Source organism: Pseudomonas sp. UBA6310 (assembly GCF_002438225.1).
In the GTDB taxonomy this organism is placed as follows: Bacteria; Pseudomonadota; Gammaproteobacteria; order Pseudomonadales; family Pseudomonadaceae; genus Pseudomonas_O; species Pseudomonas_O kuykendallii.
Genome location: NZ_DJTK01000022.1, coordinates 48,629 through 70,426 on the forward strand (window position 1 = coordinate 48,629; position 21,798 = coordinate 70,426).

Sequence of the window (21,798 nt, forward strand, 5' to 3'; positions counted from 1 at the left end):
GGCTGCGAAAACCCCAACTACCCGCGCCTGCTGCTGCACGCCGGCGGCCAGCAGCCGGACTGGAGCGTCGAGGTCGGCGAGCGCGGGCTGATGCTCGAACGCAGCGGCCAGCCGGCGCAGGCACTGCCGTATCTGGAAGAGCAGCTTCCCGAGGGCCGCCTCAACCTGACCAGCGAGGCCAACGGTCAGCGCCTCGAACTGTGGATCGCCCCGCAACGCTGCGTGGATGCGAAGACCGGCGCGGTGCAGAACCTCTCCGCCGAATTGCGCGTGGACGGGCAGGTTCAGCGCGGCTGCGCCTACTTCGGCGGCGCCCGCACGCAGTAACGCCGCCGCCCGCGACGGCCGCCGGGCTGCGGCGTTCCGGCACCGGGCACGCTCACATCGCGCGACATTTTCGCAATGCGCCGGCCGCTCAACGGCGCCATTCTCTGCCGAACACGAGTAGTCTCGAAGGGCCTAAGCAGGTGTCAGCCACTTACCCGAAAAGGACATAGCTCATGTTGCGCATTGCCATCAATGGTTACGGCCGTATCGGCCGCGCCCTGGTTCGCTCGCTCTATGAACGCGGTCTGCAGGACCGCATTCGGCTGGAGGCGATCAACGACCTTGGCGACTACAACACCCTCGCCCACCTGACCCGTTTCGACTCCACCTTCGGCCGCTTCCACGGCGAGGTCGGGCTGGCCGGCGACAAGATGCGAATCCAGGGCCAGGACATCCAGCTGCTCAGCGTGCGCTCGCCGGCCGAGCTGCCGTGGACCGGCCTGGACGTCGACGTGGTGCTCGAATGCACCGGCAAGATGAAGACCCGCGAACTGGCCGCCCAGCACTTCACCGCCGGCGCCAGGCGCGTGCTGCTCTCGCATCCGATGGACAGCGCCGACCTGACCGTGGTCTACGGCGTCAACCACGACAAGCTCGGCGAGCAGACCATCGTTTCCAACGCCTCCTGCACCACCAACTGCCTGGCGCCGCTGGCCAAGGTGCTGCACGACGCGGTGGGCATTCGCCAGGGTCTGATGACCACCATCCACAGCTACACCAACGACCAGAACCTGCTCGACAAGGAGCACAAGGACCTCTACCGCTCGCGTGCCGCCGCGCTGTCGATGATTCCCACCAGCACCGGCGCGGCCAAGGCCATCGGCCTGGTGCTGCCGGAGCTGGCCGGGCGCCTCGACGGCATGTCGGTGCGCGTGCCGACGCCGAACGTGTCGCTGGTCGACCTGACCTTCAGCGCCGAACGGCCGACCGACGTCGCCGCCGTCAATGCCGCCCTGCAGGCCGGCGCCGCGGCGTTGCCACCCGGCGTGATGGAATGCAACGAGCTGCCGCTGGTGTCGCACGACTTCAACGGTTACCCGGTGTCCTGCGTGGTCGACCTCAACCACACCCGCGTGCAGGGCGACATGGTCAAGGTGATGGCCTGGTACGACAACGAGTGGGCGTTCTCCAACCGCATGCTGGACGTGCTGCTGGAGTGGACCGGGGCCTGATCGCCCGCCCTACGCCAGCCGATATACGCAGACGGTCGTCCGCCCCGAACCCTCGGGGCGGCGGTCGGGATCGGCGTAGGTGTCCACCTCGACGAAGCCGGCCTTGCGCATCATTCCCGCCGAGGCGGCGTTCTCTTCGTGGCGATCGATGAACACCGCATCGACGCCCCGCCCCGCCAGCCGACGCACCGCCGCGTCCAGCAGCTGTGATCCCAGGCCTTTCCCCGCATATCCCGGATGCACGGCGGCTTCGCTGATGTAGCCGTGCGGGCGGTCGCGCGACTCGGCGGGCTGGTAGCGGGCGAAGTAGCGCGAGGTCTGGAAGCTCACGAAGCCCGCCAGCTCGCCGTCGACCCACGCCATCAGCGCTTCCACCTTGCCCTCCGCCAGCCCGGCGAAGTGCTCACGCAGCGGCTCTTCGGGCAGGTAGTTCCAGGGGTTTCGCGCGTGCTCGAAGAGAAACGCGAGAAGCCGCTCGGCGTCGGCGGGCGTCGCGTTTTCCAGGCGTGGTTCGCTCATGCTGGTCTCCTGCTGTGGAGGGATTCCTGCTGACTCAGTCGAGGATGCCGCGCGGCGTCGGCGGCGTGTTGCGCCACTGGCTGAGGGCGACACCGGCGAACACCAGCACCACGGCGACCATCTGGGTCGCATTGAGGCGCTCGCCGAGCAGCAGCACGGCGAAGATCAGGGTGAACACCGGGATCAGGTTGGTGAAGCCCGACGCCTGCGCGGCCGGCAGGTGGCTGACGCCGAAATTGAACAGACCGTAGGCGCCGACGGTGACGACGATCCCGAGGTAGGCCACCGCGGCGAGGCCGGTGGCGCTGAAGTGGCTTGGCCAGGGCTCGTGCCAGGCCGCCAGCGGCAGGAAGAACAGCGCGCCGATGAACGCTTGCAGCGCGGTGAGCAGGAACGGCGAGTAACGCTCGGCCAGGTGCTTGACCAGCAGCGTGTAGCCGGCGGCGCTGAGCATGGCGAGGAACTCGAAGAAGTTGCCCAGCAGGGGCGCGCTGGCGTGCTCGTCGGACTCGCCGGCCAGGCTCAGCCAGACCGCGCCGAGCATGGCGACGAAGAAGCCCGCCCACATGCTGCGGCTGATCTTCTCGCGCAGGAAGAAGAACGCACCGATCGCCACCAGCAACGGCAGCAGCGCGGTGACCATCCCGGCCTGAGCCGCGCTGGTGTGCTGCAGGGCGATGGACTCGAAGATGAAGTACAGGCACGGCTCGCAGACGGCCAGGCCGAGCAGATACTTCCAGTCGCCGGCCTGGTAGCGCATCTTGCCGCGCCAGCGCCAGGCGAGCAGGAACACCAGGCTGCCGAGCGCCATGCGGCCGAAGATCACCCACAGCGGCGGCAACTCGGCGAAGGCGATCTTCAGGCCGATGAAGGCACTGGCCCAGAGCGCGGTCGCCAGAATCAGGCAACCCACCGCCACTCCCTTTCCCTGCACCGCCATGACCTGCCCCCGTGAAAAAAGGCCGTCAGTCTAACGGCGACGGTTTGGCGGGCACAGGCACAGCGAGCCGGCAAAACTGTGCGCGTGTCACTCGTCCCCGGGCTGGCCGCGGGTGCGTTCGACCAGCCTGACCTTCTGCTGCAGCGCCGCCCGCGCCAGCATGTGCGCGCTGACCGGCGCGGTGATGAACAGGAAGATCGCCAGCAACAGCTCGTGCAGGCTGAGCCGGTGCTCGCTGCCGGCGAAGAACAGCATCGAGGCGATGATCAGGCTGCCCACGCCCAGCGTCGTCGCCTTGGTCGGGCCGTGCAGGCGGGTGAAGAAGTCCGGCAGCCGGTACAGGCCGATGGCGCCGATCAGCGCGAAGCTGCAGCCGAGCAGCAACAGCGCCGATACCGCGATTTCGATCCAGATGTTCATGTCGCCTCCCGCGAGGTCATGCGGAGCTCGTCCGCCCCGTCAATCGATGATGTCGCCGTGCAGCAGGTGCTTGCCCAGCGCCACTGTGGTCACGAAGCCCATCACCGCGATGAGCAGCGCGACCTCGAAGAAGGTGCCGCTGCGCAGCCAGATGCCGAGCAGGACGATCAGCGCCAGCGCGTTGATCGACAGCGTATCCAGCGCCAGCACGCGGTCCGGCATGTCCGGCCCCTCGATCAGGCGCAGCAGGTTGAGCACCACAGCGAGCGCGAGCATCGCCAGGCACAGCGGAATCACGTAGGCGAACATTCGAATATCTCCAGCAATGGGGCTTCGTAGCGGCTCTTCACCTGCGCCACCAGGTCGTCGGCATCCTCGAGATCGAGCACGTGCAGCAACAGCCGGGAGTGATCGGGACTGAGGCCGGCGGACACGGTGCCCGGCGTCAGCGACAGCACGCTGGAGAGCACGGCGAGGACGAACTCGTCGCGGATCTCGATGGGCACCTCGACGAAGGCCGGACGCAACCGCTCGCGCCGGCCGAGCACCAGCCGCGCCACATGCAGGTTGGCGATGACGATGTCGTAGAACACCAGCAGGGTGAAACCCACCAGCTTCGCCGGCTTGCGCAGGTGTGGCATCTCGAGCAGGAAAGGCCGGCAGAGCAGCGGGATGGCGACGCCAAGCAGACCGCCCATGAGCAGCTGGCCAAGGGCCAGGCTGTTGGTCAGCAACAGCCACATGACGATCAGCAGCAGGCTCAGGCCAGGCTGCGGTAACAACCGCTTCATGCGCCACCTCCGACGATCCGCAGGTAGGGCGCCAGGTCCAGCAGCTGTTCCGCCGTCGCCTGCAGGTAGGCCTGCAGCGGCCCGCCGGCCAGCACCAGCAGCGGCGCGCCGAGCAGCAGCGCGCTGCTGGCGATCAGGCGCAGCGGGTCATGCTCGACCATCGCCGACGGCTGCCCGCTTGCGCGCCAGAACAGCGTACTGCCAGCACGGCTCAGCGCCACCAGCGCGCAAAGCCCGCCCGTCAGCAGCACCGTCCACAGCAGCGCCGCCGGGTAACCCATCGGTGCCGCGCGCAACAGCAGCAATTTGCCGATGAACCCGGAGAACGGCGGCAGCCCGGCGATGGCGATGGCACCGACGAAGAACAACCCGCCGAGCAGCAACGGCTGCTGCAGCGCCGGCCCGGCCGTCAGCGCGCCGGCCTGCTCGCCGCGCTGGCGGGCGATCAGGTCGGCGAGCAGGAACAGCCCGGCGGAAATCCAGGTGCTGTGGATCAGGTAATACAGCAGCGCGGCGATGGATGCCGGCGAGCCCAGCGCGATGCCGGCCAGCAAGGTGCCGACCGAGAGGATCATCAGGTAACCCAGCAGCATCTGCAGCGTGCGCGCCCCCAGCGCACCGAGCGCCCCGCCGATCACCGTGAGCAGCGCCAGCGGCCACAACCAGTCGCGCGCCAGGTTGGCCAGTTCGCCGGCCTCGCTGCCATAAAGCAGGGTGAACACCCGCAGGATCGCGTAGAGCCCGACCTTGGTCATGATCGCGAACAGCGCCGCCACCGGCGCGGTGGCGCTGGCATAGGCACGCGGCAGCCAGAAGTACAGCGGCAGAACCGCCGCCTTCAGGGCGAACACCACCAGCAGGAGGAAGCCGGCCGCGGCCAGCAACGGGGTTTCGCTGGCACCGGCCTGGCCGATGCGCAGCGCCAGATCGGCCATGTTCAGGGTGCCGGTGAGCCCGTAGAGGGTGCCGACACCGAGCAGGAAGAACGATGAGCCGAGCAGGTTGAGCAGCACGTAATGCATGCCCGCCCGCACCCGCTGCGCGCCGCCACCGTGCAGCAACAGGCAGTAGGAGGCGATCAGCAGGATCTCGAAGAAGACGAACAGGTTGAACAGATCGCCCGTCAGGAAGGCGCCGTTGATGCCCATCAGCTGGAACTGCAGCAGCGCGTGGAAGTCGCTGCCGCGTTCGTCGTCGCCGCGGCAGGCGTAGAGCGCGACGAAGCCGGCCAGCACCGCGGTCACCAGCAGCATCAGCGCGCTCAGCCGGTCGAGCAGCAGGACGATGCCGAACGGCGGCTGCCAGCCGCCCAGCGCATACAGGCGCAGCTGGCCGTCGCTGGCCTGCGCCAGCAACAGGATGCTCAGCGGCAGCAGCAGCCAGGTGGCGCCCAGCGACACGCCGCGGCGCAGGCCCAGCGGCATCCGCGCGGCGGCCAGCAACAGCGCGCCGGCGAACATGGGCAGGAGGATCGGCAGGATCAGCGCATGCTTCATTCGCGCGGCTCCTCGCCGTCCACGTGATCGGACTTCACCTCGCCGAGCGCGCGCAGCGACAGCACCACGACGAAAGCGGTCATGGCGAAACCGATGACGATGGCGGTCAGCACCAGGGCCTGGGGCACCGGATCGGCGTACTCGCCGGTCTTGCCGAGCACCGCCGGCATGCCGCTGTTCAAGCGGCCCATGCCGAACAGGAAGAGGTTCACCGCGTAGGAAATGAGGGTCAGGCCCATCACCACCGGGAACACCCGCGCGCGCAGCAGCAGGTAGACGCCGCAGGCGGTGAGGACGCCAAGGGTGACGGCGAACAGGGCTTCCATCAGAGCACCTCCTGGCTGCTTTCGTCCTGGCTGACGTGGCCGATGTTGGACAGGATCAGCAGGGTGGCGCCGAGCACCGTGAGGTACACGCCGAGGTCGAAGAACAGCGCGCTGGCCAGCTCCACCTCGCCGATCAGCGGGATTTCGAAATGACCGAAGGCGCTGGTGAGGAATTCGTGACCGAACACCCAGCTGCCGACGCCGCAGAGGCCGGCGATCAGGATTCCGCTGCCGGCCAGCGCATGCAGACTCCACGGCAGCCGCTGCTGGGTCCAGCCAACGCCGTGGGCGATGTACTGCAGGATCAGCGCGACCGCGGTGATAAGCCCAGCGATGAAACCGCCGCCCGGCTGGTTGTGGCCGCGCAGGAAAATGTACGCCGAGACCAGCAGCGCCAGCGGCAGCATCACCCGCGACAGGCTGTCGAGGATCATCGGGTGGCTGTCGGTCGACCAGCGCCGGCCGTTGCGATCGTGCAGCGGATGCGGCAGGTGCAGGCCGCGCAGCAGGCCGTAGACGCCCACCGCGGCGATCGCCAGCACGCAGATCTCGCCCATGGTGTCGAAGCCGCGGAAGTCCACCAGGATCACGTTGACCACGTTGCTGCCGCCCCCGCCGGTCAACGCGTTCTCCAGGAAGAACGAGGCGATGCCGTCGTAGGGGCGGGTCATCACCGCGAAGGCCAGCAGCGCCACGAGGATGCCGCTGCCGCTGGCCAGGATCAGGTCGCGGAAGGCGCGCAGGCTGCTGGATTCCGCCGGCGTGCGATCGGGCATGAAGAACAGCGCCAGCACCAGCAGGATCAGCGTCACCAGCTCGACGCTGAGCTGGGTCAGCGCCAGGTCCGGCGCCGAGTAGCGGGCGAAGGTCAGGGTCACCAGCAGGCCGGCCACGCTGAGGATCATCAGCGCCGGCAGCCGGCGACGATGGAAACCGACGGTGAGCAGCGCGCTGAGCATCAGGATACCGAGGCCGAGCACGCCGATCGGGTCCAGCGGCGACAGGCGCACGCCGCCCTCCAGCGCATGCAGTGGCCCCAGCGCGACCGCCACGCAGAGCAGCGCGCTGCCCAGCATCAGCGCTAGGTAGCGTTGCAGCGAGCCGTTCTCCAGCCATTCGGCGAGGCGCCGCGCCGCGCTCACGCCGGTCTGCACCTGCGCCTCGAACACGGCTTTCGAGTCGATCGCCGGCAGCCCTTCGTACCAGCGGTACAGCGGCCGGCGGCAGGCATAGACGACCACCCCGCCGGCCAGCGCGACGACGCTCATCGCCAGCGGCAGGTTGAAGCCGTGCCAGATCGCCAGGCTGTACTCGGGCAGCGCCCCGCCCAGGCTCGCTGCGGCCGCGGCGGCGAGCAACGGCGCCACGGTGTACGCCGGCAGCATGCCGACCAGCAGGCACAGCAGCACCAGCACCTCCACCGGAATCTTCATGAAGCGCGGCGGCTCGTGGGGCGGGTAGATCGGCAGGTCGCGCGGCGCGCCGTTGAAGAACACGTCGTGGATGAAACGCAGCGAATAGGCCACCGAGAACACTCCGGCCAACGTCGCCGCCGCCGGAATAACCCAGTTGAAGCCGCCCAGCAGGTTCTGCCCGAGGGTCTCGCTGAAGAACATCTCCTTGCTGAGGAAGCCGTTGAGCAGCGGCACCCCGGCCATCGCCAGGCAGGCCACCATCGCCAGCACGGCGGTGTGCGGCATGAACCTCCAGAGGCCGGCCAGGCGGCGCAGGTCGCGGCTGCCGGTCTCGTGGTCGATGATTCCCGCGGCCATGAACAGCGAGGCCTTGAAGGTGGCGTGGTTGATGATGTGGAAGATCGCGGCGACGTTGGACAGGTGGCTGTCGAGACCGAACAGCAGGGTGATCAGGCCCAGATGGCTGATCGTCGAGTAGGCCAGCAGCCCCTTGAGGTCGTGCTGGAACAGCGCCATCACCGAACCGAACAACAGCGTCGCCATGCCGGTCAGGCCGACCAAGTAGAACCACCAGTCGGTGCCGGACAACGCCGGATACAGACGCGCGAGCAGGAACACGCCAGCCTTGACCATGGTCGCCGAATGCAGATACGCGGACACCGGCGTCGGCGCAGCCATCGCCTGTGGCAGCCAGAAATGGAACGGGAACTGCGCGGACTTGGTGAACGCGCCGAGGAGCACCAGGATCAGCGCCACGGGATAGAGCGCATGGGCGCGAATCCGGTCCCCCGCCGCGAGCACCGCAGGCAGCTCGAAGCTGCCGACGATCTGCCCGATCAACAGAATGCCGGCGAGCAGCGCCAACCCGCCGAAACCGGTCACCGTCAGCGCCATGCGCGCGCCCTTGCGCGCCTCGCTGGCGCCGTTCCAGAAGCCGATCAGGAGGAACGACGAGAGGCTGGTCAGCTCCCAGAACAGCAGCATCAGCAGGAGGTTGTCGGCCAGTACTACACCGAGCATGGCGCCCATGAACAGCAGCAGGAAGGCGAAGAAGCGCCCCATGGGCTCGCTTCTCGCCAGGTAGTAGCGGGCGTAGAGGATCACCAGCAAGCCGATGCCGAGGATCAGCAGCGCGAAGAGAAAGCCCAGGCCGTCGAGACGCAGGCTGAGGTTCAGGCCCAGCGCCGGCATCCATTCCAGCTGGTAGACGAGGTGCTCGCCGGCGAACACCGCGGGGCACTGCGCCAGCAGCAAGGCCAGCGCGGCGACGGGAGCGACGGCGGCGCCGAGGGCACTGATCGGTCGCCCACCGCGGCCCACGAACGCACTCAGCAGTACGCCAATGAACGGCAAGGCGATGATCAGCGCTAGCACCATGAGCGGGTCCCTTGTTCCAGTCGCGCGGGTGGCCTTCGATTATCCGTAACTATCGATCTAGCGTCATGGATATAAGTATTACTAAAACTGAACGCGCCACCGTCGCCCCGCGAAAAGCCGATACGCGCGGAGGTTAGGCTGCAAAAGCTCGATTTGATTCCGGCGAATTCGCCGAAGACGGAGAAAGCGGAGCGCGAGGCGGGGAAAGCGCCGCCCGGCTGGCAGGCGAGGCCTGCGCGGGCGGCGAATGACGCGGGGGAATCAGGGGCTGACGCGGCTGGTACCGTCCACGGTGAGGATGCGCACGCGCTGGCCAACGCGGAACACCTGGTTCGGCTCGACCTCCTGGACGTAGGCACGCATGCTGCCGTCGTCTTCACGCACGGTGATCTCGACGCCCTGGGTCTTGGTGAGGCCCTCTTCCGCCGCGGAGCCGAGCAGGCCGCCCGCCACCGCACCGATCACCGCCGCGACCAGGCTGCCGCGACCACCACCGACGCCGCTACCGGCGACACCACCGACGACCGCGCCGGCACCCGCGCCGATCGGGGTCTTGGTGCCTTCGATCTTCACCGGACGCAAGGCTTCGATGCTGCCCATGCGCACGGTCTGCACGACGCGCGCTTCGTCGCGGGAATAGGTGTCGCCAGTCAGGCTGGAAGTACAACCGCCCAGAGCCAGGCTCATGGCGGTGAACGAAGCGATCAGGGCAGGCTTGAACATGACAAATCTCCAAAAGGACATGGTCTTGTAGACCGCTCGCCGCTCCACATGTCACGGCGAGTACCTACGATTCTACGTTTTTTCGGTTTTGCGCGACAGCGCGGGCGGTGGGCGCCGCGACACTGACGACCTTTGCCAGCGGGGCCGCATCCGCTAGTCTGGCCGGCTTTTACCCGAGACGACGTCATGGATTACTTCATCATCGCGGTGGTTACGCTGGCCGGCCTGTACTTCCACTGGTGGCTCTATGTGCGTATCCGCCGCTGGACCGACCGCGACCTGGCGCTGTCCCTCGGCGGAGACGACAAGGACAAGCGCGCCTACATGCTGCAACGCCTGCAACAGGCGCGCAGCGAAGGGATCAAGCGCCGCGACCTGCCGCGGTGGCTGGAGCGGGCAGCCGACGCCTATCGCCGCGACTGAGCCAGTCGCCAGAGTCGGGCGACGTCCGCCGCCCGCGCCCGCAACTGCACCGCCGCCTCGCCCATCGCCTGCTCCAGCGGCATCGGCCCCGGCACCAGGCTGAACGCGGCATCGATGCCCACCTCGTAGAGTTTGTGATAGCCGTCGCCGAGACTGCCGGCTATCGCCACCACCGGAACCTCCGCCGCCTTCGCGATCCTGGCCACGCCCATCGGCGTCTTGCCGTGCAGGCTCTGCGCATCCAGCCGACCCTCGCCGGTGATCACCAGATCGGCGCCCTGCATGGCCTCGGCCAAACCGCTGAGTTCGGCGACGACCTCGACCCCCGGACGAAAACGCGCCGCCAGGAACGCCCGCGCCGCGAAGCCCAGGCCACCCGCCGCACCGACACCGGGATACTCGGCGTGATCCTCGCCCAGCGCCCGCGCGGCCACCTCGCCGAAGCGCCGCAGGGCGGCATCCAGTTCCTGGACCTGCTGCGGATTGGCGCCTTTCTGCGGACCGAACACCGCCGAAGCGCCCCGCGGCCCGCACAACGGGTTGTCAACGTCGGCGGCGACTTCCACGCTGACCTGTGCCAGGCGCGCATCCAACCCGTCGACATCCAGCCGATCAAGCCGCGCCAATGCCGCCCCGCCCTCCTCCAGCTCGCGCCCTTCGGCATCGAGAAAACGCACGCCCAGGGCGCGCAGCAGTCCGCTGCCGCCATCGTTGGTGGCGCTGCCGCCCAGGCCGAGGATGATCCGTCTGGCACCGGCATCGAGCGCCGCGCGAATCAGCTCCCCGGTGCCGAAACTCGAGGTGATCCGCGCATCGCGTTGCGCCGGCGTCAGCAGGTGCAGGCCGCTGGCCGACGCCATCTCGATCACCGCGGTGTCGTCCTGGAGCCAGCCCCAGTGCGCGTTCACCGCCTCGCCGAGCGGCCCGCGCACGGGCGACTCCCGGCGTTCGCCACCGGTGGCGGCCAGCAGGGCGTCCACTGTGCCTTCGCCGCCGTCGGCCATCGGTTTGGTGACGATCTCGGCGTCCGCATAGACCTGCAGCCACCCCCTGGCGATGGCCGCAGCGACGGCGTCGGCGCTGAGGCTTTCCTTGAACGAATCGGGAGCGATGACGATTTTCATTGGGTACCTCGCGGCCGGGCCACCACCCGCAGGTGGCCCGGTTATTACGGTTCGAAGGAAAACGTGGGGGTCAGAGCAGGATCAGGCTGAGCAGCCAGACAGTGACGATGCCGGTGACACCCTGTACCAGCGTAGCCATGGTGACGGCGCGGTAGGCGGTGCTGACTTTCATCCGGCTGAACTGGGAAACCACCCAGAAGAAGCTGTCGTTGGCGTGCGACACGGTCATCGACCCGGCGCCGATGGCCATGACGGTGAGGACGCGGCCCATTTCGCTGTCCAGGCCGAGGTTGCCGAGCAGCGGCGTCATCATCGCCGAGGTGGTGACCAGCGCCACCGTAGTGGAACCCTGCGCCGATTTCAGCGCCGCCGCGACCACGAAGGGCATGAACAGGCCGATGCCCAGGGTCGACAGAGTCTCACCCAGGTAGGTGGCCAACGGGGTGACCTTGAGGATCGCGCCGAAGGCGCCACCGGCACCGGTGATCAGCAGGATCGGCGCGGCCGAGACGATGCCCTCGGCGACGAAGTCATGGAACTGCTGACGCTTGCCGTCGCCTTTGAGCAGGCTGCAGGCGAGTGCCAGGCCGACCAACAGGGCGATCACCGGCAGGCCGACGAAACTCAGCACGTTGTACAGCAGCCCCTCGCCGAGCGGCTTGCTCGGGAACGCCGCGACCGAGCCCAGGCAGATCAGCGCGATCGGCACGAAGATCGGCGCGAACGCCTGCCAAGCGCTGGGCAGCGTGCCGTAGCGGGCCTTCAGCTGTTCGAAATCTATGCCGTCGTCGAGCATCTCGCTCGGTGCTTCGTCCAGCAGTTGCTTGTCGTCGGCATGCAGATAGCGGTTGGCCCAGAGCATCCCGGCCAGCGCGGTGACCAGCGCGACCACCAGGCCGACACCGATCACCAGGCCCAGCGAACCTTCCAGACCGAGGTTGCCGGCGGCGGCGATCGGCCCCGGGGTCGGCGGCACGAAGGTGTGCGTCGCGTAGAGACCGGTTGCCAGCGCCACGCTCATCGACACCACCGAGACCTTCATGCGTGCGGCCAGAGCGTTCTTCAGCGAGTTGAGGATGACGTAGCCGGAGTCGCAGAACACTGGGATCGATACCAGGTAGCCGATGATCGACACGGTGAGGGTGGGAAAGCGCTCGCCGAGCAGCTTGATCACCGATTCGGCCATGGTGATAGCCGCGCCGCTGCGCTCGAGGATCACGCCGATGATGGTCCCCAGCACGATGACGATGCCGATGTAGCCGAGGATGCTGCCAAAACCGGTGGTGATCGTCTTGACGATGTCACCGGTGGGGAGCTGGTAGGCGAAACCGGCGATCAGCGCGGCGCCGAGCAGAGCGAGAAAAGGGTGCAGCTTGAGTCGGGTGGTGGCAAGCACGATGAACACGATCAGTGCCACCAGGATCAGGACGAGTCCCATGACCATTTTCCTCAGATTTTTTTGTTATCGAGTGGGGATATCCCCTGCCATGCCGTGATGCGCCGCGCTGCTGGCCGGCACCGAAGACGGCAAGCCTCCATTCTCACCGATGCGGCGCTCCGCGCGCCTTGGTCGTCCGCACAACTCACCGGCGACGAATGACCGGTATGAGGGTCATCCGCACAATCAACCGGCAGGGTTAGACCAGCCCAAGTCCCAGCGAGAGGTACAGGCGCTGGTCCAGTCGAAGCGGGTCCAGCCCGCTGATGGTGGCGATCCGCTCGAGCCGGTAGCGCAGGGTGTTGCGGTGGATGCCCAGGCGGTCGGCGCAGACCTGCACCTGCCCCAGGCAGGCGCACCAGGCGTCCAGGGTGGCCTGCAGCGTGCCGTTGGTGTCCTCCGCCAGCAGTTTGCGCAGCGGCTCCAGCCAGCCGTCGAGCAACCAGTTGCCGCGCTGGCTGTAGAGGAACACCGGCAGGCGCAACTGCTCCAGGTCGAGCAGGCGCTGCGTGGGATGTCGCGCCCGTGCGTAGCCCTGCAGGTCACGCAGCGCGATGCCGGCCTCACGCAAGTCGGCGAGCGTCGCCAGCGGCCCGCTGACCAGCAGGCGGGCCAGCCCCCAGCCACGCGGGTCGGCGCGTTGCAGCCAGGTCGCCGGCTCGCGGCCGCTGCGCCACGGCCGACAGCAGAGCAGCTCGCCGGCCGCCAGGGCGATGCAGAAGCCCTCGGCACGCTCGCCGAGATCGGCCAGCAACGCGCCTTGACGGATCGCCAGATCGTCGCCGCCATCAAGCTCCAGCAGCCAGGCCTGCATGGGCCAACCGAGTTGCAGGCCGAGGCGCTGCGCTTCGGATTGCAGCGTAGCCAGCGGTTGCTGGCGGTCGAGCAGCAGTCGCAGCCAGTTTTCCAGCCGGTCGCTGCGCCAGTGCCGCTCGGCCTGCAACTGGCGCTGCTCGACGAGCATCTCCGCGGTCATCCGCACCAGCGCCGCGTAGGGCCGCAGTTCCTCGGGATCGCCGGTGATGCCGAGTACGCCGATCAGTTGGTCGGCGTACAGCAGCGGCAGGTTGACTCCCGGCTTGACGCCGCGCAGACAGGCCGCGGCCTGTGCGTCGATCTCCACGGTGCGTCGATTCGCCAGCACCAGTTGGGCGCCCTCGTGACGCGAATGCAGCCGCTCGCGATCGCCGCTGCCGATGATCATCCCCTGCGCGTCCATCACGTTGATGTTGTGCGGCAGGATCGCCATCGCGCGGTCGACGATGTGTTGCGCCAGGGTGGAATCGAGTTCGAGCATGAAAAAACGGCCTCTGGAAAGAGGCCGCTAGTGTAGGCAGGAAATGCGCGTCAGGGGATCAGGGCGCCAACCGCTCGCGTACCCAGGCGCCGTCCTCCAGGCGGTAGTTCAGCCGGTCATGCAGGCGGCTGGAACGGCCCTGCCAGAACTCGACGCGCTCGGGCAGCAGGCGATAGCCGCCCCAGTGCTCGGGGCAACTGGGCTCCTGGTCCTGGAAACGCGCTTCGGTCTTGGCCAGCAGCTCGGCGAGCTGTTCGCGGTCACGGATGACCTGGCTCTGTGGAGAAGCCCAGGCCCCGAGGCGGCTGCCCAGCGGACGCACCTGGTAATAGGCATCGGACTCGGCGGGGGTGACTTTCTCGACGCGGCCTTCGATGCGCACCTGGCGTTCGAGAGAAGGCCAGAAGAAGGTCATGGCGCCGAAGGGTTGCGAGGCGAGCTGCTCGCCCTTGGCGCTGAGGTAGTTGGTGAAGAAGGTGAAACCGCGCTCGTCGAGCCCCTTGAGCAGCAGGATCCGGCAATGCGGACGGCCCTCGGCGTCGACCGTGGCGAAGGTCATTGCGTTGGGCTCGACAGGTGCCTGCTCGGTCTTCACCGCGTCGGCGAACCATTGCTGGAACAGCGACAGCGGTTCGGCCGGCGCCTGTTGCTCGCTCAGCCCGTCGCGGGTGTAGTCGCGACGCATATCGGCGAGGCTCTGGTTCATGCTGCACTCCTTACGAAAAAGGGTCCTAGCTTAGCCAGGCAAGCCTTACTTGGCTTGATCTGCGGCAACCACCTTACCCACCGCGGCGATCTTCGGACCGCTCGCCAAAGGCGCGCCCGGCGCGGCTTCGACGCCGGCTTCGGCCTTGGCCGGCTGGCTGTACTGGGCGAGCAGCGCGGTCAGGGTGTCCTGCGGCGTGAGCATGATCTCAACGCGGCGGTTCAGCGAGCGGCCCTGGGCACTGTCGTTGGCGGCGCGCGGCATGTCGGAGCCTACGCCCTGCTGCTTCAGGCGATCCTGCTTGAGGCCGCTGAGGCGGAAGATCGAAGCGAAGGCGCGTGCGCGATCCTGGCTGAGCTTGCGGTTCAGGTCGAGGGCACCGGAGCTGTCGGCATGGCCGAGGATCAGCACGGCGGTCTTGGAATCGTCCTGCACCAGCTTGGCGACCTTGGTCACCGGGCCGAGGGTGACCGGGAGGAGCATTTCCGGGCGATCCGGGTTGAACGAGGAGTCCACCGGCGCGGTAATCACCAGCAGGTTTTCACGACGCTCGACTTCGAACTTGCTGCCCTTGAGGGTCTCACGCAGCTGCGGCTCGTAGGTGTCGAGCCAGGCCTGGGTGATCTTTGGGTCGGGCATCTCGACCTTCTTCTGTTCAGCCACCGCTTCCTTCTTGCCGAACGGCCACCACGAACTGCTCTTTTCGCCGGCGTCATCGCTTTTGAACGTGCTGCAGCCCGATACGATCATGCACAGAATCAAGGTAGTGGTCTTGAACAGCTTCATGAAATGGTTTCCGTAATCTGGAAGTTGATGGTCGGGTCGATAGGCGCAAGATAAGGAAGCGGCGCCGCGCTCTCATACTTCAAGTTAAATTCTGGACGCAACTTATTAATTCGAAAAGGCTTCCGTTGAGAAACTGACGAGCGGCTATTCCAGGCACCCCGCCGTCACGCGGGTCAGGCGCTGCGCCCGCGGGTCCATCAGTACGTAGGGGCCGAGGCTGTTGCAGACGAAGGCGAAACTCAGGTCGCGCTCCGGATCGGCGAAACCGATGCTGCCGCCGGCGCCTGGATGGCCGAATGCCTTGGGTCCGGCGCCGTAGGTGGCGTTGGCCACGTCGGGCTGGTCGAGCATGCAGCCGAGGCCGAAACGGGTGGCGGTGAGCAGCGTGCGATCCTCGCCGCGACGGTGCTCGCGGGTCAACTCGCCGATCAGCTCGGGCTCCAGCAGACGCCCGTCCAGCAGGCCGCTGTAGAAACCCGCCAGCGAGCGCGCGTTGCCGTGGCCGTTGGCGGCCGGCTGCGCCATGCGCCGCCATTCGGGCTTGTTGGTGCTGGTCAGCACCGAAGGCGGATTGGTGAACGCGCGCGTGCTGACGGCGTTCGGGTCGCTCATGAAGCACTTGAGCAGGCGTTGCGCGGCGGCATCGCCCAGATTGCCCTTGGCCCGCGACATGTGCGCGACCCGGTGGAACTCGGAATCGGCCAGGCCGACGTGAAGGTCCAGACCGAGCGGCTTGGCCACCCGGTTGACGATGGACTCGCCGGGACCACGGCCATCGACGCGGCGCAGCAGTTCGCCGACCAGCCAGCCGTAGGTGATCGGCGCGTAACCGTGTGCTTCGCCCGGCGTCCACCAGGGTTCCTCGGCGGCCAGGGCGTCGGTCATTGCCGTCCAGTCGTAGAGCGCTTCGCCAGGCAGCTGGGCGTGCAAGGCCGGCAGGCCGGCGGCGTGGCTGAGCAGGTGGCGCAGGGTGACGTGCTGTTTGCCGGCAGCGGCGAACTCCGGCCAGTAGTACGCCACCGGGCGGTCCAGCTCGAGCTTGCCCTCGCCCACCAGTTGCAGCGCGGCGACCGCGGTAAGCGTCTTGGTGCAGGAGAACAGGTTGAGGATGGTGTCGCTGTGCCAGGCCTCGGCGCCATCCTTGTCGGCGGTCCCGGCCCAGATGTCCACCAGAGTCTCGCCGCCGATCTGGATGCACAGCGCGGCGCCGCGCTCCTGGGGGTTGTCGAACAGTTCGGCGAAGGCGTCCTTCACCGCTTCGAACTTGAGGTCGTAGTAGCCCTGAATCTGCACGCCGGCACCTGCGGGTAACGAGTCAGCGCGCATTGTTCCAGCACCGGACGAGCTTGGGAACCGGAAGAAAGACGGGTTTCGGCCCGACATTCACGCGCAGCCACCGTGCAACGGCGGCTGCGCGTCGCCGATCAGGGCGTTTTCGCCTTTTCCGTGGCCGGCAGCCACTTCTCCGGGACCGCCAGGTTGGCCTTGCGCACCGCCTCGATGAAGCCCTGGTAAGGCAGGTCGGTGATGCCCACCAGCCCCAGGTGGCCGTTCTCGCCATCGAGCAGGCGACCGGTCACCGGCTGGTCGAGATACTGGAACCAGTGCGCGCCGACGATCGTCGGCTCGGCAATGGCGCGCGCGATGAAGTTGGCATAGGCCGGCCCGCGCTCTTCTTCCTTGTAAACCTCGGCGACGCCACCCCAGAACGGCCCGCGGTCACGCGAACCGAAGTGGAATTCGGTGACCATCACCGGCTTGTCCAGCTTGCGCAGCGCCTCGAAGTCGTAACCCTGCTGCGGCTCCCGGGTATAGAAGTTGAAACTCAGGACATCGCAGTACTTGGCACAGGCGGCGACCGCCTCCGGCGTACTGATGGCGAAGCGGCCGCCCAGCAGCAGGTGGTTCGGCGCGTGCCATTCCAGCGAGTCGGAGATGGTCTTGAAGTAGGTCTCGGCGAACACCCGCTGGAAGTACTGCAGGTCTTCCTCGATCGCCGGGTGTTCCGGGCTCGGCAGCGGCGCCTCGAAGCCGGGGTCTTCCATCAGTTCCCAGTGTTCCAGGTCGATGCCCCAGGCCTTCGACAGGCCCTGCTCGTTGCGGTACTTGTCGCGCAGTTGCTTGAGGAAGGCGCGCTTGGCCGGTACGTCCGTGGTCAGGCGCAGGGTGCCGTAGGCGATGGCATAGCGATCATGCGGCTCGTTGCCCGGCGCGGCCCAGGACAGCTCGTTGTCGGCGAAGAAACCGATCAGCCAGGGGTCGTCGCGGTGGCCGCGGGCGGCGATGGCGATGGCGCGCTCGGCGGCCATGGCAAAGCGCGGATCGAAGGGATCGGGAATTCCGCCCCACCAGTCGTGGCCGGTGCTGATGGTGGCGTAGTCGCCGGAAATCGACAGCGGCACGGTGAACGGCATGCGCCTGGCGTCCCCCAGTTCCCCATCGCTCCAGTTGCCGATGGTGTTGAAGCCCCAGGCCCTCAGCCGGTCGATGCTGCGCGACGCCCAGCGCTCGACGGCGGCAGCGCGCTTGAGACGGTCGCATTCTTCCGCGGTCGGCGGTTCGGCGTCGCTTTTCGGCGCATCGCTCGGCGCGGCGGCGGCCGAGCCCGGCGCGCTCAGCTGCGTCTCGCTGCCCGGCACCACGACTTCCGGTTTCGGCGCGGGAGCGGCGGAGTCCGCAGTGAGCGCGGCGGGCGTGCAGCCCACGCACTCGCTGGAGCCGGCGCACGGCAGGTCGCCGTACTGACGCTCGAGGTTGGCGTTGTAGAAGTCGAACCAGCGTCCGCTGGCGTAGGCGCGGCCCTTGTTGGCGCCGGTGTCACTGCGGTTGTCGCCCTTGCCATAGAACCGTCCCAGCGGGCCGTCGGCGGGCGGCAGGTCGCTGAACATGCTTTCGCGACCCTCAACGTAGGTCTGGCTTTGCTGCAGCGTCACCGCGTTGACGCCGAGGGAGAAGTACGGATGGCCGTCCGGGGTCACCAGGTACCAGCGACCGTCCTGCTTGAGCGTATTGAAGAAGCCCTTGGCCGGGAACGAAGGGCCGCGCAGCCAGCCGCCATAACGATCCTGCTGCGGCAACTGCTGTTGCCACTTCTTGACCTGTTCCGCGTCCTTCGCCGCGGCGGCGCGCAGTTGCTCGTCGCTCTTGACCTTCTCCGGCCAGTTGCCGCGCGTGTATTGGCCGAAACCATCGACGATGCCCTTGTAGGCGTCGTGGAAATCCTGGTCGCCACGCACACCGAAGCGGCCGAGCAGGATGTTCTGCGCCACGTCCGGATTGCTCAGGGAAACCGTCACCGAACTGACCTGGGCGGGGTTCAGCTCACCCTCGACGGTATCCGCCAGGAGCAGCTTGCGGTCGCCCCGCGCCCACGGCATCGGCAGGCCGGCGCGCATGCCCAGCGCCCGCGGGGAGGTGGCCTGCAGCGGCACCAGTAGGGTCTGCGCCGGGCCGGCCGGCAGGGCGATGCGGGTGGTCAGCGCCTTGCCGTCGGCACTCTCGATGCGCACGTCGACGGTCAGTGCCCAGTCCATCGCGCTCTGCAGGCGCAGGCTCATGGCACGCATCTGCGACCAGTCCCAGGTGCCTTGTTGCGGGGTGAGGACGAGGCTGGGCTTCTGCGCCGGGTTGAACACCAGGCGGCGGAGGATTTCACCCTCCGGGGTGCTTTCCGCGGTCAGTTCGGGAAAGAACGCATCGTTGGTCTGCACCTTCACCACGTCGGTGGGGCGGACGAAGTTGAACAGCACCTGCGGCGCCGGCTCAGGAACCGCCGCCGGCGCGGCGGCGGGTTCGGACGCGGCGAGCGCCGGCGCGCTCAGCAACAGGGCGAACAACATGGACAACGAGCGGTGAATCATGAGGCGGTATCTCCATTACGACCGGCAGTAGACAACGATGTCGGGAAAGAATGCCCAATCCCTGGTGCAGCGGGCGTTCGCCCTCAGGCAATTTCACGGCGGAACGGCGGCAGGGCATTGAGGATCGCCTTGCCGTAGCGCTGGGTGACCAAGCGACGGTCGAGCAAGGTGATGGTGCCGCGGTCGGCTTCGGTACGCAGCAGGCGGCCGCAGGCCTGGATCAGGCGCAGCGAGGCGTCCGGCACGGCGATCTCCATGAACGGGTTGCCGCCGCGCGCCTCGATCCATTCCGACAGCGCCGCTTCCACCGGGTCGTCCGGCACGGCGAAGGGAATCTTGGCGATCACCACGTGCTCGCAGTAGGCGCCCGGCAGGTCGACGCCTTCGGCGAAGCTGGCGAGGCCGAACAGCACGCTGGCCTCGCCGTCGTCGACCCGCGCCTTGTGCTTGTTCAGGGTTTCCTGCTTGGACAGGTTGCCCTGGATGAACACACGCTTGCGCCAGTCGCGCTCGAGCCCGTCGAAAACGTCCTGCATCTGCCGCCGCGAGGAGAACAGCACCAGGGTGCCGCGCGCGCCTTCCACCATCTGCGGAAGTTCGCGGATGATCGCCGCGGTGTGCGCGGCGGCGTCGCGCGGATCGGCTTTGAGGTCCGGCACCCGCAGCACGCCGGCGTCGGCATGCTGGAACGGGCTCGGCACGATGGCGGTGACCGCGGCCTTGGGCAGCCCGGCACGCATGCGGAAACGGTCGAAGGTGCTCAGCGCGGTGAGCGTTGCCGAGGTCACCAGCGCACCGTAGGCGACGTTCCACAGGTTGCGCCGCAGGGTCTCGGCGGCCAGGATCGGGCTGGCGTTGACCTCGATGTCGTAGAGCGCGCCGCTGTCGGCGAGGGTCAGCCAGCGTGCCATCGGCGGGCTGTTCTCCGGGTCCTCGGCGGTGAACGCGGTCCACAGCTCCCAGTTGCCCTGGGCGCGCGCCAGCAGGCTGCCGAACAGCGGGTACCATTCCTCGGCCTGGTGGCTGGCGATGCCCAGGCCAGGCTCCCCGTCCATCGCCTGCTTGAGCAGCTCGGCGAGCCGGGTGAACACGTCGGTGAGCTGGGAAAAGCCCTTCTTCAGCTCGATGCCCAGCTCGCGCAGGTGTTCGGGCACCAGGCCGCCGACGAAGCGATGGCGCGGCCGCTCGCGGCCCTCCATGTCTTCCCCGGCCTTGAAGTCGGCGAGCTGTTCGCAGGCGGCGAACATGAACTGCTGCTGGCTGCGCAGCTCGCGGGTCAGCTCCGGGACCTTCTCGATCAGCCGGCCGAGTTCGCCCGGCAATGGGTGCTGGGCGAGCAGCTTGGTCAGGTTCTTCTCCATCTGCGCCAGCCAGTCGGCGGTGGAACGCAGGCGGGTGAAATGGGCGAAATGGCCGATCGCCTTGTCCGGCAGATGGTGGCCTTCGTCGAACACGTAGAGCGTGTCGCGCGGATCGGGCAGCACCGCGCCGCCGCCGAGGGCGAGGTCGGCGAGCACCATGTCGTGGTTGGTGACGATCACGTCGACCTTGGTCATGCCTTCGCGCGCCTTGTAGAAGGCGCACTGCTGGAAGTTCGGGCAATGCCGGTTGGTGCACTGGCTGTGGTCGGTGGTCAGCCGCGCCCAGTCCTGGTCCTCCAGCGCTTCGGGCCAGGAGTCGCGGTCGCCGTCCCAGCGGTTGCCGGCGAGCTTCTCGATCATCTGGTTGAACAGCTTCTGGCTGTTCTCGTCGACGTCGATCTTGAAGCCGTCTTCCTCGAACAGCTGCGCGGTGGCGCTTTGCGCCTGGCCTTCCTGCAGCAGCATGTCGAGCTTGGACAGGCACAGGTAGCGCCCGCGCCCCTTGGCCAGGGCGAAGCTGAAATTCAGGCCGCTGTTGCGCATCAGGTCCGGCAGGTCCTTGTGCACGATCTGCTCCTGCAGCGCGACCGTCGCCGTGGCGATCACCAGGCGCTTGCCGGCCGCCTTGGCGATGGGAATGGTCGCCAGCGCGTAGGCCACGGTCTTGCCGGTGCCAGTGCCCGCCTCGACCGCCACCACCGCCGGATCGCTGTCGCGGCGGTTCTCGTCGTCGGTGGAAATCGCGCCGAGCACCTTTGCCACTTCGGCGATCATCAGGCGCTGGCCATAGCGCGGCTTCAGCCCCTTGGCTTCGAGAAAACGGGAATAGGCGCCCTGGATCTGGGACTTGAGTTCGGTGCTGAGCATGGGCGTCGGAAAGCCGGAGGGCTGGATAAATTTTCAGTATTTCGAGCGGGCCGCTATGATAGCGCGCGTTTCGCCAGAGGGGTGTTCACAAAAGCGGCGGGCGACGGACAGGCACGTTGAAATCCGCCGGCAACACGACCTGTACCTATCCTGAATGGCGTTTTTTGGCTGGTCCCGACGCCGTATCGCCACATCCAATGATTTGTCCCAAACCTTCGGAGATGGCCCGAATGACGCTCTACGCCCTGGTTTACGCCCTTCACGTACTCGCCGCGCTGGTCTGGGTGGGCGGCATGTTCTTCGCCTGGATGATCCTGCGGCCCGCCGCGGTCGTGGCGCTGGAGCCGCCGCAGCGGCTGCGCCTGTGGCTCGAAGTGTTCCGCCGGTTCTTCGTCTGGGTGTGGGTGACGGTGCTGATCCTGCCGGTCAG

At 67.5% G+C, this 21,798-nt stretch carries 20 protein-coding genes and 1 pseudogene; 4 read left to right on the top strand and 17 right to left on the bottom strand.

Going from position 1 to position 21,798, the window contains the following annotated elements:
- Both B3E91_RS04280 and gap read left to right on the top strand, forming a co-directional pair.
- Positions 1-327, top strand: a 327-nt coding sequence (locus B3E91_RS04280) for a COG3650 family protein (RefSeq protein ID WP_414708194.1), incomplete at its 5' end; no start/stop codon positions are given.
- A gap of 173 nt (positions 328-500) precedes the next feature.
- Positions 501-1,499 (top strand): type I glyceraldehyde-3-phosphate dehydrogenase, encoded by a 999-nt coding sequence (gene gap / locus B3E91_RS04285; protein ID WP_287028508.1) that lies wholly within the window; start codon positions 501-503, stop codon positions 1,497-1,499.
- 9 nt (positions 1,500-1,508) lie between these two features.
- Here gap and B3E91_RS04290 read toward each other — a convergent pair whose 3' ends face one another.
- The 9 genes from B3E91_RS04290 to B3E91_RS04330 form a co-directional block, all read right to left on the bottom strand.
- Positions 1,509-2,018, bottom strand: a complete 510-nt coding sequence (locus B3E91_RS04290; protein WP_287028509.1) for a GNAT family N-acetyltransferase — start codon at positions 2,016-2,018, stop codon at positions 1,509-1,511.
- A 34-nt stretch (positions 2,019-2,052) separates the two neighbouring features.
- A complete protein-coding gene (locus B3E91_RS04295) occupies positions 2,053-2,958 on the bottom strand; it encodes a DMT family transporter (protein WP_287028510.1) in 906 nt (301 codons plus the stop codon).
- An 87-nt stretch (positions 2,959-3,045) separates the two neighbouring features.
- Complete coding sequence (locus tag B3E91_RS04300; protein WP_287028511.1) at positions 3,046-3,378, bottom strand: Na+/H+ antiporter subunit G; 333 nt, start codon at positions 3,376-3,378, stop codon at positions 3,046-3,048.
- A gap of 39 nt (positions 3,379-3,417) precedes the next feature.
- On the bottom strand, positions 3,418-3,687 hold the full coding sequence (locus B3E91_RS04305) for a K+/H+ antiporter subunit F (RefSeq protein ID WP_090226816.1): 270 nt from the start codon (positions 3,685-3,687) through the stop codon (positions 3,418-3,420).
- Positions 3,672-4,169: a Na+/H+ antiporter subunit E gene (locus tag B3E91_RS04310; RefSeq protein ID WP_287028512.1), complete on the bottom strand. Its 498-nt coding sequence runs from the start codon at positions 4,167-4,169 to the stop codon at positions 3,672-3,674. The genes B3E91_RS04305 and B3E91_RS04310 overlap by 16 nt, the downstream gene beginning before the upstream one ends.
- Positions 4,166-5,665 carry a monovalent cation/H+ antiporter subunit D gene (locus B3E91_RS04315; RefSeq protein WP_287028513.1) on the bottom strand — a complete coding sequence of 500 codons (1,500 nt, stop codon included), beginning with the start codon at positions 5,663-5,665 and terminating at the stop codon, positions 4,166-4,168. The genes B3E91_RS04310 and B3E91_RS04315 overlap by 4 nt, the downstream gene beginning before the upstream one ends.
- A complete protein-coding gene (locus B3E91_RS04320) occupies positions 5,662-5,991 on the bottom strand; it encodes a Na+/H+ antiporter subunit C (RefSeq protein ID WP_090226808.1) in 330 nt (109 codons plus the stop codon). The genes B3E91_RS04315 and B3E91_RS04320 overlap by 4 nt, the downstream gene beginning before the upstream one ends.
- Positions 5,991-8,783, bottom strand: coding sequence for a monovalent cation/H+ antiporter subunit A (locus B3E91_RS04325; RefSeq protein WP_287028514.1), 2,793 nt, complete (start codon positions 8,781-8,783; stop codon positions 5,991-5,993). The genes B3E91_RS04320 and B3E91_RS04325 overlap by 1 nt, the downstream gene beginning before the upstream one ends.
- Positions 8,784-9,044: 261 nt before the next feature.
- Complete coding sequence (locus tag B3E91_RS04330; RefSeq protein WP_273231877.1) at positions 9,045-9,506, bottom strand: glycine zipper 2TM domain-containing protein; 462 nt, start codon at positions 9,504-9,506, stop codon at positions 9,045-9,047.
- 186 nt (positions 9,507-9,692) lie between these two features.
- Here B3E91_RS04330 and B3E91_RS04335 point away from each other — a divergent pair, with 186 nt between their 5' ends.
- Positions 9,693-9,929, top strand: a complete 237-nt coding sequence (locus tag B3E91_RS04335; protein WP_287028515.1) for a hypothetical protein — start codon at positions 9,693-9,695, stop codon at positions 9,927-9,929.
- Here B3E91_RS04335 and B3E91_RS04340 read toward each other — a convergent pair.
- The 8 genes from B3E91_RS04340 to dinG form a co-directional block, all read right to left on the bottom strand.
- Complete coding sequence (locus B3E91_RS04340) at positions 9,914-11,053, bottom strand: glycerate kinase (protein ID WP_287028516.1); 1,140 nt, start codon at positions 11,051-11,053, stop codon at positions 9,914-9,916. The genes B3E91_RS04335 and B3E91_RS04340 overlap by 16 nt on opposite strands.
- A 70-nt stretch (positions 11,054-11,123) precedes the next feature.
- Positions 11,124-12,491: a GntP family permease gene (locus tag B3E91_RS04345; RefSeq protein WP_273231869.1), complete on the bottom strand. Its 1,368-nt coding sequence runs from the start codon at positions 12,489-12,491 to the stop codon at positions 11,124-11,126.
- A 199-nt stretch (positions 12,492-12,690) separates the two neighbouring features.
- The gene (locus B3E91_RS04350) at positions 12,691-13,788 is read right to left on the bottom strand and encodes a sugar diacid recognition domain-containing protein (RefSeq protein WP_273231868.1); all 1,098 of its coding nucleotides are present in this window, start codon (positions 13,786-13,788) and stop codon (positions 12,691-12,693) included.
- A 58-nt stretch (positions 13,789-13,846) separates the two neighbouring features.
- Positions 13,847-14,494: a pyridoxamine 5'-phosphate oxidase gene (gene pdxH / locus B3E91_RS04355; RefSeq protein WP_287028517.1), complete on the bottom strand. Its 648-nt coding sequence runs from the start codon at positions 14,492-14,494 to the stop codon at positions 13,847-13,849.
- Between the two features lie 45 nt (positions 14,495-14,539).
- A complete protein-coding gene (locus tag B3E91_RS04360; protein ID WP_273231864.1) occupies positions 14,540-15,280 on the bottom strand; it encodes an OmpA family protein in 741 nt (246 codons plus the stop codon).
- Between the two features lie 144 nt (positions 15,281-15,424).
- A complete protein-coding gene (locus tag B3E91_RS04365) occupies positions 15,425-16,573 on the bottom strand; it encodes a serine hydrolase domain-containing protein (protein WP_287028522.1) in 1,149 nt (382 codons plus the stop codon).
- Positions 16,574-16,704: 131 nt separating this feature from the next.
- Positions 16,705-19,140 (bottom strand): beta-agarase, encoded by a 2,436-nt coding sequence (locus B3E91_RS04370; RefSeq protein ID WP_287028518.1) that lies wholly within the window; start codon positions 19,138-19,140, stop codon positions 16,705-16,707.
- An 83-nt stretch (positions 19,141-19,223) separates the two neighbouring features.
- Positions 19,224-21,368 (bottom strand): ATP-dependent DNA helicase DinG, encoded by a 2,145-nt coding sequence (dinG, locus tag B3E91_RS04375; RefSeq protein ID WP_287028519.1) that lies wholly within the window; start codon positions 21,366-21,368, stop codon positions 19,224-19,226.
- 230 nt (positions 21,369-21,598) lie between these two features.
- Between dinG and B3E91_RS04380 the strand changes: the two are divergent.
- Positions 21,599-21,798 (top strand): annotated as a pseudogene (locus B3E91_RS04380) (hypothetical protein); the annotation flags it as partial.

Bases quoted from the DNA above. Each gene is read 5' to 3' on its own strand.
- gap (WP_287028508.1), top strand. From the start codon at position 501: ATGTTGCGCATTGCCATCAATGGTTACGGCCGTATCGGCCGCGCCCTG.
- B3E91_RS04290 (WP_287028509.1), bottom strand. From the start codon at position 2,018: ATGAGCGAACCACGCCTGGAAAACGCGACGCCCGCCGACGCCGAGCGG.
- B3E91_RS04295 (WP_287028510.1), bottom strand. From the start codon at position 2,958: ATGGCGGTGCAGGGAAAGGGAGTGGCGGTGGGTTGCCTGATTCTGGCG.
- B3E91_RS04300 (WP_287028511.1), bottom strand. From the start codon at position 3,378: ATGAACATCTGGATCGAAATCGCGGTATCGGCGCTGTTGCTGCTCGGC.
- B3E91_RS04305 (WP_090226816.1), bottom strand. From the start codon at position 3,687: ATGTTCGCCTACGTGATTCCGCTGTGCCTGGCGATGCTCGCGCTCGCT.
- B3E91_RS04310 (WP_287028512.1), bottom strand. From the start codon at position 4,169: ATGAAGCGGTTGTTACCGCAGCCTGGCCTGAGCCTGCTGCTGATCGTC.
- B3E91_RS04315 (WP_287028513.1), bottom strand. From the start codon at position 5,665: ATGAAGCATGCGCTGATCCTGCCGATCCTCCTGCCCATGTTCGCCGGC.
- B3E91_RS04320 (WP_090226808.1), bottom strand. From the start codon at position 5,991: ATGGAAGCCCTGTTCGCCGTCACCCTTGGCGTCCTCACCGCCTGCGGC.
- B3E91_RS04325 (WP_287028514.1), bottom strand. From the start codon at position 8,783: ATGGTGCTAGCGCTGATCATCGCCTTGCCGTTCATTGGCGTACTGCTG.
- B3E91_RS04330 (WP_273231877.1), bottom strand. From the start codon at position 9,506: ATGTTCAAGCCTGCCCTGATCGCTTCGTTCACCGCCATGAGCCTGGCT.
- B3E91_RS04335 (WP_287028515.1), top strand. From the start codon at position 9,693: ATGGATTACTTCATCATCGCGGTGGTTACGCTGGCCGGCCTGTACTTC.
- B3E91_RS04340 (WP_287028516.1), bottom strand. From the start codon at position 11,053: ATGAAAATCGTCATCGCTCCCGATTCGTTCAAGGAAAGCCTCAGCGCC.
- B3E91_RS04345 (WP_273231869.1), bottom strand. From the start codon at position 12,491: ATGGGACTCGTCCTGATCCTGGTGGCACTGATCGTGTTCATCGTGCTT.
- B3E91_RS04350 (WP_273231868.1), bottom strand. From the start codon at position 13,788: ATGCTCGAACTCGATTCCACCCTGGCGCAACACATCGTCGACCGCGCG.
- pdxH (WP_287028517.1), bottom strand. From the start codon at position 14,494: ATGAACCAGAGCCTCGCCGATATGCGTCGCGACTACACCCGCGACGGG.
- B3E91_RS04360 (WP_273231864.1), bottom strand. From the start codon at position 15,280: ATGAAGCTGTTCAAGACCACTACCTTGATTCTGTGCATGATCGTATCG.
- B3E91_RS04370 (WP_287028518.1), bottom strand. From the start codon at position 19,140: ATGATTCACCGCTCGTTGTCCATGTTGTTCGCCCTGTTGCTGAGCGCG.
- dinG (WP_287028519.1), bottom strand. From the start codon at position 21,368: ATGCTCAGCACCGAACTCAAGTCCCAGATCCAGGGCGCCTATTCCCGT.